This is a genomic window from Variovorax sp. GW821-FHT09B05 (assembly GCF_059418265.1).
The window spans coordinates 124,357-139,809 of sequence record NZ_JBWKPN010000011.1; the positions used below are offsets into that span (position 1 = coordinate 124,357).

Consider the following 15,453-nt stretch of genomic DNA (forward strand, 5'->3'; position numbering starts at 1 on the left):
GAAAACACGCCATGCTGACAGTCAAGAACATCCACCAGTACTACGGCGGCTCCCACATCCTGCGCGACGTGAGCTTCGAGGCCACGCTGGGCAAGGTCACGGTGCTGCTGGGCCGCAACGGCGTGGGCAAGACCACGCTGCTGAAGTCGCTGATGGGCCTGGTGCCGATCAAGAGCGGCAGCATCGAGCTCGAGGGCCGGCCGATCCACAAGGCCACGCCCTACGACCGCGCTCGCGCGGGCATCGGCTTCGTGCCGCAGGGGCGCGAGATCTTCGCGCGCCTCACGGTCGAGGAGAACCTGCGCATGGGCCTGGCCTACAAGCGCGGCGGCACGCCGATCCCGGTCGAGCTGTTCGAGCTGTTCCCGGTGCTCAAGCAGATGATCGGGCGCCGCGGCGGCGACCTCTCGGGCGGCCAGCAGCAGCAGCTCGCGATCGCGCGCGCGCTCGCGCCCAAGCCGAAGCTGCTGATCCTCGACGAGCCCACCGAGGGCATCCAGCCGAGCATCATCAAGGACATCGGCCGCGTGATCCGCATGCTGGCCGACCGCGGCGACATGGCGATCGTGCTGTGCGAGCAGTACTACGACTTCGCGCAGGAGCTGGCCGACGACTACCTCGTGATGGAGCGCGGCGAGGTGATCGCGCGCGGCCTCGGCAAGGACATGGAGGCGCAGGGCGTGCGCCAGTTGGTGGCGATCTGACGCTTCAGCGCGCCCAGTCGCGGCGCAGGTCGGCCGCGAGGCGCAGCAGCAGTTGCGCGTGCGCCTCGATGGCGTCCGCCGACACTTCCTCCGCGGTGGGGAAGCTCACGTTCATCGCATAGAGGCTGCCCGAAGGCGCGCGCAGCGGCAGCGCCACCGCGGTCATGCCCGCGGCCCAGTTCGCGTGGCAGAAGCCGCGTTCGCGCACCGCTTCGAGCGCGGCCTCGACCCGCGGCTGCAGCGCGCGCCATTCGGCGCCGTGCGCCTGCCGCAGCCGGCCCAGCAGGGCCTTGCGCTCCGCGGCCTGCATGCCGGCGAGGAAGGCGCAGCCCAGCGAGGTGCTCGCGATCGGCAGCCGCGAGCCCGGGAGGATGCGCCGGAAGATCCCGAGCCGGCTCAGGCGCACCGACTCCAGGTAGACCATCTCGAGCTGGTCGGCCACCGCGAGGCCGACGTTGACGCGCCGGCCCTCGGCCAGCGCGCGCATCAGCGGCAGCGCGCGCGCCAGCGTGGCCTCCGAACTGCGGAAGGACAGCGCGAGGCTCAGGCAGGCGGCCGTGAGGCGGTAGCCGCGCTGCTCGAGGTCGTAGGCGAGAAAACCCGTATCCACCAGCGAACGCGTGAGCCGGCTGACCGTGGGCCGCGGCAGCTGCGTGCGGTCGGCCAGCTCGGCGTTGGTCAGCACGTCCACGCCATGGCGGAAGGCGCGCAGCAGCGCGAGGCCGCGTTCGAGCGAATGGCTGCCGGGCGTGCTGCGCACGAAGGTGCCGGTGGCCTGCGTGCGGGCGCGCGTCGAGCCGGCGGTGGAGGGGCGGGGCATGGCCATGATTTCGTTCTCCGAAATTCTAAGGTTGTAGCCGCCGGGGCCCGCCGGAATACTGGCCGCACGCCCATCGCAGGGCGCAACAGACCAGGAGACACGCTTGGATTTCACGCAACTGAGGTACGCGGCGATCGGCCGCGTGGCCTCGATCACCTTCGACCGGCCCGACCGGCTCAATGCCTGGACACCCACGCTCGAGGCCGAGCTGCGCGCGGCCATCGCCCATGCCGAAGCCGACGACGCGGTGCGCGCCATCGTGCTCAGCGGTGCCGGCCGCGCCTTCTGCGCCGGCATGGACATGGCGGTGCTGTCCGACCCCGGCCGGCCACCCGTGCCGCAGGCCGATTCAGATGAAGACGCGGCGCAGCGCTACGGCTACCTCGGCGCGCTCGCCAAGCCACTGGTCGCCGCGATCAACGGCGCGGCCGCGGGCGTGGGCCTGTGCATCGCGCTGCATGCCGACCTGCGCTACGTGGCGGCCGGCGCGAAGCTCACGCTGCCCTATGCGCGCCGCGGCCTGGTGGCCGAGCACGGCACGGCGTGGCTGCTGCCGCGGCTGATCGGCCCGATGCATGCGGCCGACCTGCTGCTGACCGGCCGCACCCTGCAGGCCGAGGAGGCCGATCGCATGGGGCTGGCCTGCCTGCTGCCGGCCGAAGGCTTTCTCGATGCGGTGCTCGCGCGCGCCACCGAGATCGCCGAGCTGAGTTCGCCGCGCGCGGTGCGCATCATCAAGCGGCAACTGGTCGAGGCCCGCTACCAGACCCTCGGGCAGGCCACGCGCGTGGCCGACCGCGAGATCGCGGCCTGCCGCGACACCGAGGATTTCCGCGAGGGCGTGCGGCACTTCGTCGAGAAGCGCGCGCCCCATTTCACGGGACGCTGAACCATGGCGGACGACACGAACAGCAGCACCGCGCTGCCGCTGGCCGGCATCAAGGTCATCGAGCTCGGGCAGAACATCGCCGGGCCCTACGCGGGCGAGATCCTGTCCTCGCTCGGCGCCGAGGTGGTGAAGATCGAGCGGCCCGGCACGGGCGACGACGCGCGCGGCTGGGGCCCGCCGTTCTGGCGCGGCACCGCGACCACCTTCCAGGCCATGAACCATGGCAAGAAGAGCATCGCGCTCGACCTCAAGGACCCGGCGCAGGCGCAATGGCTGCGCGAGCGCGCGGCCGAGGCCGACGTGTTCGTGCAGAACATGCGGCCCGGCTCGCTCGAGGAACTGGGGCTCGGCCCGGATGCGCTGCGCGCGCTCAATCCGCGGCTGGTGTACTGCTCGCTCTGGGCCTTCGGCCACAAGGGGCCGATGCGCCTCGCGCCGGGCTACGAGCCGATGGTGCAGGCCTTCGCGGGCATCTTCAGCATCAACGGCGCCGAGAGCGGGCCGTCGGCGCGCGTGGGCATGCAGGTGCTCGACCTGGGCACCGGCGTCTGGGCCGCGCTGGGCTGCATCGCGGCATTGCTGCGCCGCGCTTCGACCGGGCAGGGCTGCGTGGTCGACACCTCGCTGTTCGAGACCGCGCTGGGCTGGCTGCAGGTGATGATGGCCGGCTTCCATGCCACCGGGAAGCAGCCCGAGCGGCACCGCAGCGGCAATCCCAACGTGGTGGTGTTCCAGGCGCTGCCGACCGGGGACGGCGAGATCGTGGTGGCCGCGGCCAACGACCGGCTGTTCGCCAAGCTCGCGCGCGCGGCCGGCCACGAGGAATGGACGCGCGACGAGCGCTTCGCGAGCAATGCGCTGCGCGTGCAGCACAAGGCGCTGCTGATCCCCGCGCTCGAGGCGGTGTTCCGCACGCGCTCGACGCAGCAGTGGCTCGAGGCGCTCGAGGCCCTGGGCATTCCCTGCGCGCCGATCCAGGACTTCGCGCAGGTGCTCGCGCAGCCGCAGACCGAGGCCATCGGCATCCTGCAGACCATTCCCGGCGAGGAGCTGCGCATCGTCGGGCTGCCGCTGTCCTTCGACGGCGAGCGGCCGCGGGTGCGGCACCGCGCGCCCGGCGTGGGCGAGCACAACGAGGCGCTTGGCGCGAAGGCCCCCGGCTGAGCGCGCCCTTCCATCGACACCAACAACAGGAGACGACATGCAGAGAAGACAGTGCCTCGCCGCGCTCGCGGCCTTGCCGTTCGCGGCCGCGATGGCGGCGGACAACCACAAGCCGATCCAGATCGTCGTGCCCTTCGGCCCCGGCGGCTCGGGCGACATCTCGGCGCGCATGCTGGCCGAGTTCCTCACGCGCAAGACCGGCCGCGCGGTGGTGGTCGACAACCGCCCCGGCGGCAACGGCATCATCGGCGTGGAGGCGGTGCGCAATGCGCCGGCCGACGGCTCGGTGCTGCTGCTGGCCACCACCTCCACCCACTTGGCCAATCCCAGCCTGTTCCGCAAGCTGCCCTACGACCCCGGGCGCGACTTCCGGCTGGTCGGCTCTTTCGGGCCCGGCTCCACCTACATGCTGGTGCGGCCCGACGCGCCCTACAGGACGCTGCAGGACTTCGTCGCCGCCGCGAAGAAGGCGCCGGGCACGATCAACTACGGCCACTTCAACGCCACCTCCAAAGTCACGGCGGCGCTGTTCGCGCACGAGGCCGGCATCGAGCTCGCCGCGATTCCGTACAAGCAGGTGAGCCAGGCGATGTCGGAGCTGATCGCGGGCCAGATCCAGGTGGTGTTCACCGACACCGTGGCCGGCGATGCCTTCGTGGCCTCGGGCCAGTTGCGCGCGCTCGCGGTGCACAGCGACGCGCGGCTCAAGCGCTATCCCGAGCTGCCGCTGATCGCCGAGAGCTATCCGGGCTTCAGCATCCGCGGCGGCTTCCTCGGCATCGCGGTGCCGGCCGCCACGCCGGTGGCGCTGCAGCAGCAGCTCAACCAGTGGATCAACGAGGCCGTGACCACCGACCCGATCCGCGCGCGGCTCGAGGGCTTCGCCTTCGCGCCCGCGAAGGTCAGCCTGGCCGAGCTCGCGAGCTTCGAGCGCCAGGAGCGCGAGAAGTGGAAGGGCTACGTCGACATCGCGAAGCTGGAGGTGCAATGAGCGCGGTCGCTTCGCTGGAATCGGGCCATGCGCACGTGGCGCTGCTCGAGCTGCGGCGCGCGCCGTTCAACTACCTCGATGTGGCGCTGCTGCGCGAACTGGCCGACCGGCTCGCGCAGCTCGATGCCGACCCCGATTGCCGTGCCGTGGTGCTGGCCGCCGAAGGCCGGGCCTTCAGCGCGGGCGCCGACTTCAGCGGCAAGGACGATGCGCGCGACCCCGCGCCGCTCTACGAGCAGGCCATGCGCCTGTTCGGCAACGCCAAGCCGCTGGTGGCCGCGGTGGATGGCCCGGCCATCGGCGCCGGGCTCGGCCTCGCGCTGGCGGCCGACTTCCGCGTGGGCTGCGCCGAGGCACGCTTCAGCGCCAACTTCAACCGCCTCGGCTTCCATCCGGGCTTCGGCCTGAGCCTGACCTTGCCGCGGCTGGTCGGCGCGCAGCAGGCCGCGCTGCTGTTCTACACGGGGCGCCGCGTCGGCGGCGAGGAGGCGCTGCGCATCGGGCTGGTCGACCAGCTGGTGCCGGCCGCTGAAGTGCGCACCAGCGCGCTGGCGCTCGCGGCCGAGATCGCGCTGTCGGCCCCGCTCGCGGTGGAATCGACGCGCGCGACCTTGCGGCGCGGCCTGGCCGAGGCGGTGGCCGCGGCGAACCGGCACGAGCGCGAGCTGCAGTGCGTGCAGTTCGCGAGCGAGGACTTCAAGGAGGGCGTGCAGGCCATGGCCGAACGCCGCGCGCCGCGCTTCCTGCGTCGTTGAGCGGCAGGGGCAAAAAGGTATCGGGCGGGGCGCAAGACCTCATCAGCGCGCGTTAAGGGTTTACCCTAAAATCGGGCTTTGCCCGCGCTCGCCGGGCATCCCCCCAGGAGCTCCGGCCTTGAACGCCCCACCATCCGCCCTCGAAGGCGCGGACACCCCCGCCATTCCGCCCGTCTCGTCGGCCCAGTTCCTGCGCGCCGTGCTCGCGCTCGGTGTCGGCGGCTTCGCCATCGGCACCGGCGAGTTCGTGATCATGGGCCTGCTGCCCGAGGTCGCGAACGACATCGCCGTCAGCATCCCGCAGGCCGGCCACGTGATCAGTGCCTATGCGCTGGGCGTGGTCATCGGCGCGCCCGTGCTCGCGGTGCTCGCGGCCGGCTGGCGCCGCCGCGCATTGCTGATCGCGCTGATGGCCGTGTTCGCGGCCGGCAACTTCGCGAGCGCGATGGCGCCCGGCTACACCTCGCTGAACCTGCTGCGCTTCGCGACCGGGCTGCCGCACGGCACCTACTTCGGCGTGGCCGCGCTGGTGGCCGCCACGCTCGCGCCGCCCGGGCGCCGCGCGCGCGCCGTGGGGCTGGTGATGCTGGGGCTCACGGGCGCCACGCTGGTCGGCGTGCCGATCGCGGCCTGGCTCGGCCAGCTGTTCGGCTGGCGCGCGGCCTTCGTGTTCGTGGGCGTGATCGCGCTCATCGCCGTGGTGCTGCTGCGCCGCGACATCCCCGACCTCGCCGCGCCCGCGGGCGCCAGCCCCTGGCGCGAACTCGGCGCGCTCAAGCGCAAGCAGGTCTGGTTCACGCTGGGCATCGGCGCCATCGGCTTCGGCGGCATGTTCTCGGTGTTCAGCTACATCAAGCCCACGCTGATCGAGGTGGCCGGCATGCCGCTGGGCGGCGTGCCGCTGGTGCTCGCGCTGTTCGGGCTCGGCATGGTGGTCGGCAACCTGGTCGGCGCGCGGCTGGCCGACAGGTCCCTGATGCGCACCATCGGCGGCCTGATGGCCTATGCGGCGCTGGTGCTGGCGCTGTTCACCTTCTCGGCGCACAACATCTACACCGCGGGCTTCAACGTGTTCCTGATCGGCACCACCGTGGCCATCGGCCCGGCGCTGCAGATCCGGCTGATGGACGTGGCCGGCGATGCGCAGACGCTGGCGGCCGCGCTCAACCATTCGGCCTTCAACATGGCCAATGCGCTCGGCGCCTGGCTCGGCGGCGTGGCGATCGCCGCGGGCTTGGGCTGGACCTCGACCGGCTGGGTCGGCGCGCTGCTCGCGCTCGCGGGCATGGGCGTCTTCTGCTGGGCCGTGGCGAGTGCGCGCGCCGATGCGCGGCGGCCGCGCGTGGCGGCCTGCGAAGGCTCGGCGAGCTGAAGGTCTCCGCCTAACGGGGCTTCAGCTGCTCGCGCAGGATGCGCCGGATCTCGAGGATCGCGAGCGGGTTCTCCTGCACGCTGTGCGCCGACGGGATCACCAGCTCCGAGGCCGCGCCGTCGAGGTGCGCGCTGGCATAGGGCACGATGCCGTCGCTCGACAGCGCCTGCGCCAGGCCCGGCGTGTCGTTGCCGATGATCGAGTGGAAGCGCACGCGCGGATTCATCGGCAGGCCCGAGGAGAGCCGCACGAAGGGATCGCGGTCGCTGAGGTTGTCGATGCTGTTGGGAATGCGCAGCGGCCCCGCGTCCTGCCGGCCCGGCGCGATGCGGATCAGCTCGCGCGAGATGTCGCTCAACTGCCCCAGCATCGCCACCGGCAGCGTGATCAGGTTGGCGACCCAGCGCGAGATGCGGTTGTTGGCGAAGTCGGTGCCGCGGTGCGGCGAGGCGATGAAGATCGCGTCGCTGACCTGCGGCAGCGGCTCGAAGCGCAGGTAGGGCGCGAGCTTCTCCTCGATGCGCCGCTGCTGCGCGCCCTGCATGGGGTAGCTGGCCAGCAGCGCGTCCCAGAGCTTGTCCTGCGACGACGACACCATCAGCCGCGACAGCACGCCGCCCATGCTGTGGCCGATCAGCGTGATGTTCTTCGAGGCCGGGGCCTGGCCCGTGGGATCGAAGTGCTGCAGCGTCTGCGTCACGGCCTCGCGGATCGCGAAGTTGTTGAGCGGCAGCGGCGCATTGGTCGGGTAGTAGACCTGCCAGATCTGGTAGCGGCGGCGCAGGGTCTCGTCGCCGAGCACCTCGTTGGCCACGTTGATCCAGGCCTCGGGGCTGCTCGCGAGGCCGTGCAGCATGATGACCGTGCGGCGCTCGGGATCGTAGGGCTGCATCAGGTAGATGCGCGGCTGCGTGAGCCCGTCGCGGCCGCCGAACAGGCTGCGCAGCGCCTGCAGCGCGAAGTCGGAGCGGGCCAGCCACAGGCCGTAGCCCGAGGTGAAGTTGGCGGCCAGCGGCACCTCCTGCCCGGCCAGTTGCACGTTGGCGGTGCGGTAGGGGTCGTAGGCCGCGATGCGCAGCGTGCGCGTGGCCAGCACCTCGGCGAGGTTGCCGCCGTCGAACAGCAGCAGCGCGGTGACGGCGGGGAAGGGCATCTCGCGGTAGGGCGGGCGCGGGTCGGCGGTAGCGAGCGCGGGCGCCTTCTCGTCGGTGCGCTGGCTGTCGGCCGCCACCAGCTCGGCACCGAAGCCGTCGCGCCGGTAGGTGTTGCGCAGGCCCGAAAAGGTCAGCGAGGCGGCGGGGATCAGCTCGTCGGGCAGCGGCGCGTCGGCGGGCAGGCGCAGGCCCGAGACGTCGGCCTCGATGCGCCAGTCGCCCACGCGCGGCACCTGCGGCTGTGCCGCTGCGTTGCGCCGCACGCCGCGGTACAGGCCCGTGATGGCCTGCTGCACCGCGTAGTTGTAGTAGTCGCGCACCTGCGTCTGCCGGTCCTCGAAGGCGCGGTCGCGCGGCTTGCGCGCGGTGAAGAACAGGTAGGCATAGGCATGGCGCGCGCTCTCGAGCCAGGCCTCGATGGCGGCGGTGTCGGCGCGCGAGCCCGGCGGCGTCGCGCTGCCGCTCTTCTCGGCCGCGATCGCCACCTGCAGCCACACCTCCGACAGCGCCGACAGCCGCTGCTCGTCGCTCAGCCCCGGCGAGTCGGCCAACGCATTGCGGCAGGCCGGGCCGTCCTTGCCGCACAGCTCGGCGTCGGAGCCGATCACGCGCAGCACCTCCTCGGCCGAGGTGCTGAGCCGGCCCGTGGTGAGCACGTCGCCGCGGCGCTGCGCGAGGTATTCGGCGGGCGAGATCGAGCCCACCTTCACGCCCGCGCAGCCCGCGAGCAGCGCGGCGGCGCACAGCAGGGCCGCCAGGCCGGGAAGACGCGCGCGCATCGTCACGGGGCCTCGGCGCCCGGCAGCCCCTGCCGGATCGCGCGCGAGAAATCGACGCCCGGGGTGGCATCGCTCGCGATCGCGCGCTGCGTGATGCGCCCGTTCGCGCGCAGCGCCTCGAGGCTGTAGCCCGGCGTCAGCCCGCCCACGTCGTACAGGTAGTCGGGCAGGTAGCCCGAGGCCAGCAGCCGCCAGTCCATCGGCAGGCCCGGCACGATGCGCCTGGCGAGGTCGTAGACGATGGTGGTGCAGTTGGCCGTCAGCGTGTTGTAGAAGCTCGGCGCGCGCAGCAGCGCGGCACTCTGGTCGAGGTAGGCCAGGAACAGCGAGCGCATCTCGGCCTGTGGCAGCCGCACGCGGTACATGTGGACGTCCTCGCCGCGCACGTTGGTGCGCACGCGCAGCACGTCGCGCTCCTCGGCCGCGACCAGGCTCAGCTCGAAGCGCCGGAAGAAGCCGCCGATCGACGAGAAGCTCTCGCCGCGCTCCTTGCGGATCTCGATCGAGAAGGTGAGGAAGCGGCCGTCGTCGAAGCCGAAGGACACCAGCGTGTGCGCGATCGCCGGGCCCATCCAGTACGAGACCGAGACATCGACCGAGCGCAGGCGCTCGAGGTCGTAGCGGCGCGTTTCCCAGCGCGGCGTGTAGTCGGTGTCGCTGCGCCAGTCGAAGTTGCGCACGTTCTCGAGCGTGACCATGTTGCCGTCGACACGCGCCACCAGCTGGCGCGCGACGTCGTCGGCCCAGTCGCGCTGCTGCAGCGGCACGATGGTGTTCCACCAGCCCAGCAGCAGCGCGAAGCCCACCGCGTAGGACAGCAGGGCGCGCGCGGCCCGGCCGCGCCACAGCAGCACGAGGGCCGCGAGGCCGAAGCCGCTCCACAGCACGGCGGCGAGGACCTTGCCCGTCTCGCCCACGGGCAACTGGTACCAGAGCGCGAGGCAGGCCCAGCCCGTCGACAGCAGCAGCACCAGCGAGGCCGCGACGCGGCCAACGATGCGCAGCAAGGTCCGGAACCCGGAGGTGGGATGCGTGATGGCTGGGGAGGAGGAGGGGCTCATTCGGGAAACGCGTGGATCGCCGCCGAGCTTAAACGCAGTCCCGCGCGACGACCACGACCGCGCGCGGTGTGCCGCAACGAAGACGGGTTCGGCCGCCCGATCCCGTCTTCAGCCGCTAAGGGCGCACCGCCGTCCTCGCGTGCAGCAGCGCCGCGAAGTGGCGCAACTCGGCCGCGTTGAGGTCCGACACGGCCCAGGCCTGCATGCCGCCCTGGGTCCAGTGCGCGAGCTGGTAGCCCTGGCGCGTCGAGAAGGCGGGAGCCTGCGGCTTCGCATCGGCCGCGGGCCAGACGAAGACATTGATGACGTGCGGACCCGAGCGATAGACCAGCGCCGCCACCGTGCGGCCGTCGAGGTAGTCGAGCCGCCCGCCCGTCAGCGCGAAGCCCTCGGCGGCGAGGTCCACCACCGGCGGCGAGAAGTCGAGCTTGCCGGCGAACCAGGGCTTGACCGTGTGCTGGTCGGTGGAGGCCACGTCGGCCAGGTGCGAGGCCATCAGCGAGCGCACGTGGTTGGCCGTGACCTGCGCGCCCAGCAGCTCGAGGGGCGCCGGCGATGCCAGCAGCACCAGCGCCAGGCCCCAGGCCGCGGCCGCGCCGGTTCCGAACCCGAGCAGGCCCTGCCACCAGCCGTGACGGCGCGGCGCCGGCGTTGCGGGTGCGCCGGCCTCGGAGCGCACCGACAGCGCGATGCGCTCGGCCAGGCCGGCGGGCGGCACATGGCGCGTGGCGTGTTGTCGCATCAGCGCTCCCAGCTCGTCGTCAGGAATTGGCATGCCGTGTCCTTTCCTGCGCCGGGCCCGGGCGCTCGTCGCGCAGGCTTTCGCGCAGCAGGGCCCGCGCGCGCGACAGCCGCGACATCACGGTGCCCAGCGGCACGCCGGCGATGCGTGCGATGTCTTCATAGCGCAGCTCCTCCAGTTCGCGCAGCACGATCGCTTCGCGGTAGACCGCGGGCAGGGCGTCGATCGCGGCATTGACGCGCTCGCCCTGCACGCGCCGCTCCCACAGCCGCGCGGGATCGCCGGCCTCCGGCGCCGTCGCGCCGGCCGACTCGCTGTCGCGCAGCTCGTCGAACTCCACCTGGTCGGCCAGCTGCCGGTTCTGCCGCATCCAGTCGTAGCAGGCGTTGCGCACGATGCCCAGCAGCCAGGGCCGCGCGTTCTCGCCGCGCAGCCCGTCGAAGAAACGGAAGGCCCGCAGGTAGGCCTCCTGCACCGCGTCCTCGGCCAGGCGGTCGTCGCGCAGCAGCCAGCGCGCGAGATTCCAGGCCGCATCGAGATGCGGCAGGGCGGCGGCTTCGAACTGGCGGGTGCGGTCGGTCAAGGGACGTGCTTTGGGGGCATGACGCGGCGGGCGCGCGTTTTATTCCAGCCTTGCGCGAAAAAATTTCGGGGAATAGACGAAAGGCACCGCGCGTCATGCCCTGTGCCGATTCTCTTCCTCTCTTCTTTCAGGAGTCTTTCCCCATGACCGCCTTTCCAGGATTCGCACGCCTGCTCGCCGTTCTCGCGGCCTCCGGCGCCCTGGCCTTCCCGGCGCTGGCCGCCGGCCCCAAGGCCTACGTCGGCAACTTCAAGGACAGCACGCTCAGCGTGATCGATACCGGCAGCGAGCGCGTGCTCGCCACCGTGCCGGTGGCCGCGGGGCCCGATGGCATCGTGATCTCCCCGAACCGCCAGCGCGTGTTCGTCAGCGGCTCCAGCGCCTCGGCGGTGAGCGAAATCGATGCCGCGACCGACCGCGTGACGCACACCATCGAGGTCGGCCAGGGCCCGCAGGGCCTGGCCACCACCGCCGATGGCCGCTGGGTGCTGGTGGCCGTCAACGGCGACGACCGCGTGGCCTTCATCGATACCGCGACCCATGCCGTGGCCGCGAGCGTGGCGGTGCCCAAGCCGCACACCATCGCCGTGCGGCCCGATGGCCGGCAGGCCTACGTGGCCTCGCAGGCACCGGGCCATTTCGCGCTCGTGGTGCTCGACCTGGCGACGCGCAAGGCGGTCTCGGAGATCGCGCTCGACAAGCCGCCGCGCGACCTCGAGTTCGGCCCCGACGGCAAGGCGCTCTACCTGACGCTGGCGGGCGTGCCCGCGGTGCAGGTGCTGGACGCGACCACCAACCAGTGGCTGGCGCCGATCCCCACCGGCGTGTCGCCCCACATCGCGCAGCACTTCGCGGGCATGGCGAGCGGCGTGGTCGTGGTGCAGGGGCCGGGCGAGGTGATGCTGTTCGATCCCGCGACGCGCGCGCCGGGCCGCAGCATCGCCGTGGGCAAGCAGCCACACTGGCTCGACATCTCGGCCGACGGCGGGAAGCTGTGGGTCAGCAACGAGGGCTCGAACGACGTGAGCGTGGTCGATCTCGCCGGTGGCCCGTCGCACACCGTGGCGGTCGGCAATGCGCCGCGCAAGGTGGCGGTGCAGCGCGGCGCGTCGGCTGGGCATGCGGGCGGTTCGGCGCACGTGGCGATCCGCAACTTCGCCTTCGAGCCGGCGCAGATCACCGTGAAGGTGGGCCAGCCCGTGCGCTGGAAGAACGACGATGGCGCGCCCCATGGCGTGGTGTTCAGGAAGGGCGGCCCCGCGGGCATGGACCTGATGCTGCCGGGCCAGGACTTCACGCAGACCTTCGACAAGCCCGGTGTCTACGACTACGCCTGCTCGGTGCATCCCTACATGACGGCGCGCGTCACGGTGATTGCACCCTGACGTGCAGGCCCGAGGCGGCCTGCCTATGATGGTCGTGCAGCCACGCGCGCCTGCGCGGTTCGGCCGTTTCACAGGAACCATCCACCATGAGCATTCCCACCACCCGCCTGGGCCGCACCGGCCTGACCGTCTCCCGGCTCGCGCTCGGCACCATGACCTTCGGCCTGCAGACCGACGAGGCCGTGTCGCACCGCATCCTCGACAAGGCCGCCGAGGGCGGCATCAACTTCCTCGACACCGCCGACGTCTACCCGCTGGGCGGCACGGTCGAGACCACGGGCCGCACCGAGGAGATCATCGGCAACTGGCTCGAGAAGCAGGGGCCCGCGGGCCGCCGGCGCTTCGTGGTCGCGACCAAGGCGGTCAACAAGGTCGGCCCCAATCCCTGGGACCAGGGCGCCTCGCGCAAGCACCTGCTCGATGCCATCGACCTCTCGCTCAAGCGGCTGAAGACCGACCACGTCGATCTCTACCAATTGCACATGGACGACCGCGAGACGCCGCTCGAGGAAAGCATCGAGGCGCTCGACACCATCGTGAAGTCGGGCCGCGCGCGTTATGTGGGCGTGTCGAACTTCCTGGCCTACCGGCTCGCGCGCGCGCTCGGCAAGTCCGACCTGCTGCGGCTCACGCGCTTCGTCTCGGTGCAGCCGCGCTACAGCCTGCTGTTCCGCGAGATCGAGCGCGAGCTGCTGCCGCTCGCGAGCGAGGAAGGCCTGGGCGTGATCCCCTACAACCCGCTGGCCGGCGGCCTGCTCACCGGCAAGTACAAGCCCGGCGCCAGCCCCGAGGCGAACACCCGCTTCACGCTCGGCACGGCCGGCAACATGTACCAGGACCGCTACTGGAACGAGCGCAGCTTCAACACCGTGACGCAGCTGCATGCGCTGGCCGACGAGGCGGGCGTGCCGCTCGCGACGCTGGCCGTGGCCTGGGTGATGGCGAACCCGCTGATCACGGCGCCGCTGCTCGGCGCGAGCCGGCCCGAGCAGCTCGACGCGACGCTCGCGGCGGCCGAGTACAAGCTCGACCCGGCGCTCAAGCAGAAGCTCGACGAGCTGACGGCCGAGTACCGCAAGGGCGACGCGCCGCGCTGAACGCGGCCGGAGGCGCCTTGCGCCTCAGCGCCAGCCGCGGTGCCAGCCCGCGTGCGGGTTGTACCAGCCCCAGCCATAGTGCGGGTGGTAGCGCCAGCCCCAGCCGGGGCCGGGCGAGACATAGGTCGGGCCGATGATCGCCACGCCCACCGGCGGTTCGATCGGCGCGGCATACACGGCCGCGCCGCGCACCGGCCCCACCGGTGCCACCACGCAGGCACTGAGACTGGCCGCCGCGGCGAGGGCCGCGGCAATCGCTGCGAGTTTCATGGGTTGCTCCTGAAGAATGCGTCGTTGAAGGCTTCGGCTTCTTCAATGCCGCGACCGGTGCGCGAGCCGACGCGGCGGCGGTAAAGATTTCTTAGCGCGCGCCAACTGACAGCTTTGTCAGGAAGTCGACAGCGAGCGGTTGGAAGGCGCGGCCTAGAGTGGCCGCACCATGGCTCGCTCCGCTGCAACATCCTTCCCCGACCTTCCGCGCCGCGCCCTGCGCGCGCCCGCCGCGGCCGCGCTGGCCGCGCTGCTGCTCGCGGGCTGCGCGGTCGGCCCCGACTACGTGCGACCCTCGATGGAGGTTCCCGCGGCCTACAAGGAAGACGGTGCGTGGAAGACCGCCACGCCGCAGGCCATCGATCCCTCGCATCCCTGGTGGGAGGCCTATGGCGACGCCACGCTGAACGGGCTGGTGGTGCAGGCCAATGCCGCCAACCAGAACATCCGCCAGGCCGAGGCCCAGTACCGCGAGGCGCGCGCATTGGCCTCGGCCGCGCGCGCCGGCTTCTATCCCACCCTCGGCCTCAACGCCGGCGCCAACCGCGCGCAGACCAACAGCACCGGCAGCATCGAGCGCCGCACCACCGACACCCTGGGCCTTGCCGCGAGCTGGGAGCCCGATGTCTGGGGCGCGGTGCGCCGCTCGGTCGAGGCCGGCGACGCCAGCACGCAGGCCAGCGCCGACGATCTCGCGGGCGCGCGCCTGAGCATCCAGACCACGCTGGCGCAGGACTACCTGCAGCTGCGCGCCATCGACCTGCAGCGCGCGCTCTACGCCACCACCACCGCCGCCTATGCGCGCGCGCTCGAGCTCACGCAGCACCAGTACGCGGCCGGCACCGTGCTGCGCTCCGACGTGGCGCTGGCCGAGAGCCAGCTGCGCACCGCGCAGGCGCAGGGCGTGGACCTCGAGGCGCAGCGCGCCCAGCTCGAGCATGCGATCGCGGTGCTGACCGGCCAGGCGCCGGCGCGCTTCACGCTGGCCGCGCTGCCGGCCAGCGAGAACCCCGCGCTCGCCAATGCGGGCACGCTCGGCGTCCAGCTGCCGCTCGCGCCCGCGGGCCTGCCTTCGGAACTGCTCGAGCGCCGCCCCGACATCGCCGCGGCCGAGCGCCGCGTGCAGGCCGCCAATGCGCAGATCGGCGTGGCCAAGGCCGCGTACTTCCCGCAGATCGTGCTGAGCGCGAGCGGCGGCTTCAGCGCCGGCAAGCTCGCTTCGCTGTTCGACACGCCGAGCCGTGTCTGGTCGCTGGGCGCGGTGCTCGCGCAGACCGTGTTCGACGGCGGCCTGCGCAAGGCCCACAGCGAACAGGCCGTGGCCGCCTACGACGCCTCGGTCGCGCTCTACAAGCAGACCGTGCTCGGCGGCTTCCAGCAGGTCGAGGACAACCTCGCCACCCTGCGCGTGCTCGACCACGAATCGCAGCTGCAGGCGCAGGCCGTGCAGGCCTCGCAGACGGCCGAGCGCCTCGCGCTTGCCCAGTACCGCGCGGGCACCGCCACCTACCTGAGCGTGGTGACCGCGCAGCAGCTCTCGCTGACCAACCAGCGCACGGCCGCGCAACTGCTGGCGCGCCAGCTCGCCGCCAGCGTGGCGCTGATCGCGGCCACCGGCGGCGGCTGGCATGCCGACGCCGCCGATGCCGCCACCACCGCCGCCGCTGCAACGACTTCCGGAACCTGA

The 15,453-nt window shown here is 72.0% G+C and carries 15 protein-coding genes; 9 read left to right on the forward strand and 6 right to left on the reverse strand.

Features of this window, described 5'->3' with window-relative positions; genetic code table 11:
- Nucleotides 1-11 precede the first annotated feature (11 nt).
- Nucleotides 12-704 carry an urea ABC transporter ATP-binding subunit UrtE gene (gene urtE / locus AC07RM_RS26600; protein WP_495336477.1) on the forward strand — a complete coding sequence of 231 codons (693 nt, stop codon included), beginning with the start codon at nucleotides 12-14 and terminating at the stop codon, nucleotides 702-704.
- A gap of 4 nt (nucleotides 705-708) precedes the next feature.
- On the opposite strand, the gene AC07RM_RS26605 is transcribed toward urtE, so the two are convergent.
- Nucleotides 709-1,524 carry an IclR family transcriptional regulator gene (locus tag AC07RM_RS26605; protein ID WP_495336478.1) on the reverse strand — a complete coding sequence of 272 codons (816 nt, stop codon included), beginning with the start codon at nucleotides 1,522-1,524 and terminating at the stop codon, nucleotides 709-711.
- A 103-nt stretch (nucleotides 1,525-1,627) separates the two neighbouring features.
- Here AC07RM_RS26605 and AC07RM_RS26610 point away from each other — a divergent pair, with 103 nt between their 5' ends.
- The 5 genes from AC07RM_RS26610 to AC07RM_RS26630 all read left to right on the forward strand — a co-directional run bounded on the left by AC07RM_RS26610 (nucleotide 1,628) and on the right by AC07RM_RS26630 (nucleotide 6,695).
- A complete protein-coding gene (locus AC07RM_RS26610) occupies nucleotides 1,628-2,413 on the forward strand; it encodes an enoyl-CoA hydratase-related protein (protein ID WP_495336479.1) in 786 nt (261 codons plus the stop codon).
- A 3-nt stretch (nucleotides 2,414-2,416) separates the two neighbouring features.
- Nucleotides 2,417-3,577: a CaiB/BaiF CoA transferase family protein gene (locus AC07RM_RS26615; RefSeq protein WP_495336480.1), complete on the forward strand. Its 1,161-nt coding sequence runs from the start codon at nucleotides 2,417-2,419 to the stop codon at nucleotides 3,575-3,577.
- Nucleotides 3,578-3,614: 37 nt separating this feature from the next.
- Nucleotides 3,615-4,568: a Bug family tripartite tricarboxylate transporter substrate binding protein gene (locus AC07RM_RS26620; protein WP_495336481.1), complete on the forward strand. Its 954-nt coding sequence runs from the start codon at nucleotides 3,615-3,617 to the stop codon at nucleotides 4,566-4,568.
- Complete coding sequence (locus AC07RM_RS26625) at nucleotides 4,565-5,323, forward strand: enoyl-CoA hydratase/isomerase family protein (RefSeq protein WP_495336482.1); 759 nt, start codon at nucleotides 4,565-4,567, stop codon at nucleotides 5,321-5,323. Before AC07RM_RS26620 ends, AC07RM_RS26625 begins: the two co-directional genes overlap by 4 nt.
- Nucleotides 5,324-5,441: 118 nt before the next feature.
- Nucleotides 5,442-6,695 (forward strand): MFS transporter, encoded by a 1,254-nt coding sequence (locus AC07RM_RS26630; RefSeq protein ID WP_495336483.1) that lies wholly within the window; start codon nucleotides 5,442-5,444, stop codon nucleotides 6,693-6,695.
- A gap of 10 nt (nucleotides 6,696-6,705) precedes the next feature.
- Here AC07RM_RS26630 and AC07RM_RS26635 read toward each other — a convergent pair whose 3' ends face one another.
- The 4 genes from AC07RM_RS26635 to AC07RM_RS26650 all read right to left on the reverse strand — a co-directional run bounded on the left by AC07RM_RS26635 (nucleotide 6,706) and on the right by AC07RM_RS26650 (nucleotide 11,014).
- On the reverse strand, nucleotides 6,706-8,628 hold the full coding sequence (locus AC07RM_RS26635; RefSeq protein WP_495336484.1) for an esterase/lipase family protein: 1,923 nt from the start codon (nucleotides 8,626-8,628) through the stop codon (nucleotides 6,706-6,708).
- Between the two features lie 2 nt (nucleotides 8,629-8,630).
- Entirely contained in the window at nucleotides 8,631-9,689 is a 1,059-nt protein-coding gene (locus AC07RM_RS26640; protein WP_495336485.1) for an Lnb N-terminal periplasmic domain-containing protein, read from the reverse strand.
- A 115-nt stretch (nucleotides 9,690-9,804) separates the two neighbouring features.
- Nucleotides 9,805-10,464: an anti-sigma factor family protein gene (locus AC07RM_RS26645; protein ID WP_495336486.1), complete on the reverse strand. Its 660-nt coding sequence runs from the start codon at nucleotides 10,462-10,464 to the stop codon at nucleotides 9,805-9,807.
- A complete protein-coding gene (locus AC07RM_RS26650; protein WP_208507814.1) occupies nucleotides 10,451-11,014 on the reverse strand; it encodes a sigma-70 family RNA polymerase sigma factor in 564 nt (187 codons plus the stop codon). The genes AC07RM_RS26645 and AC07RM_RS26650 overlap by 14 nt, the downstream gene beginning before the upstream one ends.
- Before the next feature lie 143 nt (nucleotides 11,015-11,157).
- On the opposite strand from AC07RM_RS26650, the gene AC07RM_RS26655 reads away from it, so the two are divergent.
- Together AC07RM_RS26655 and AC07RM_RS26660 are read left to right on the forward strand one after the other, a co-directional pair.
- Nucleotides 11,158-12,399 carry a YVTN family beta-propeller repeat protein gene (locus AC07RM_RS26655; RefSeq protein WP_495336487.1) on the forward strand — a complete coding sequence of 414 codons (1,242 nt, stop codon included), beginning with the start codon at nucleotides 11,158-11,160 and terminating at the stop codon, nucleotides 12,397-12,399.
- Between the two features lie 86 nt (nucleotides 12,400-12,485).
- Nucleotides 12,486-13,496 carry an aldo/keto reductase gene (locus AC07RM_RS26660; protein ID WP_296799121.1) on the forward strand — a complete coding sequence of 337 codons (1,011 nt, stop codon included), beginning with the start codon at nucleotides 12,486-12,488 and terminating at the stop codon, nucleotides 13,494-13,496.
- A gap of 24 nt (nucleotides 13,497-13,520) precedes the next feature.
- Here the strand turns inward: AC07RM_RS26660 and AC07RM_RS26665 are convergent, their stop codons facing one another.
- Nucleotides 13,521-13,766: a hypothetical protein gene (locus AC07RM_RS26665; RefSeq protein WP_495336488.1), complete on the reverse strand. Its 246-nt coding sequence runs from the start codon at nucleotides 13,764-13,766 to the stop codon at nucleotides 13,521-13,523.
- 169 nt (nucleotides 13,767-13,935) lie between these two features.
- On the opposite strand from AC07RM_RS26665, the gene AC07RM_RS26670 reads away from it, so the two are divergent.
- Nucleotides 13,936-15,453: an efflux transporter outer membrane subunit gene (locus AC07RM_RS26670; RefSeq protein WP_495336489.1), complete on the forward strand. Its 1,518-nt coding sequence runs from the start codon at nucleotides 13,936-13,938 to the stop codon at nucleotides 15,451-15,453.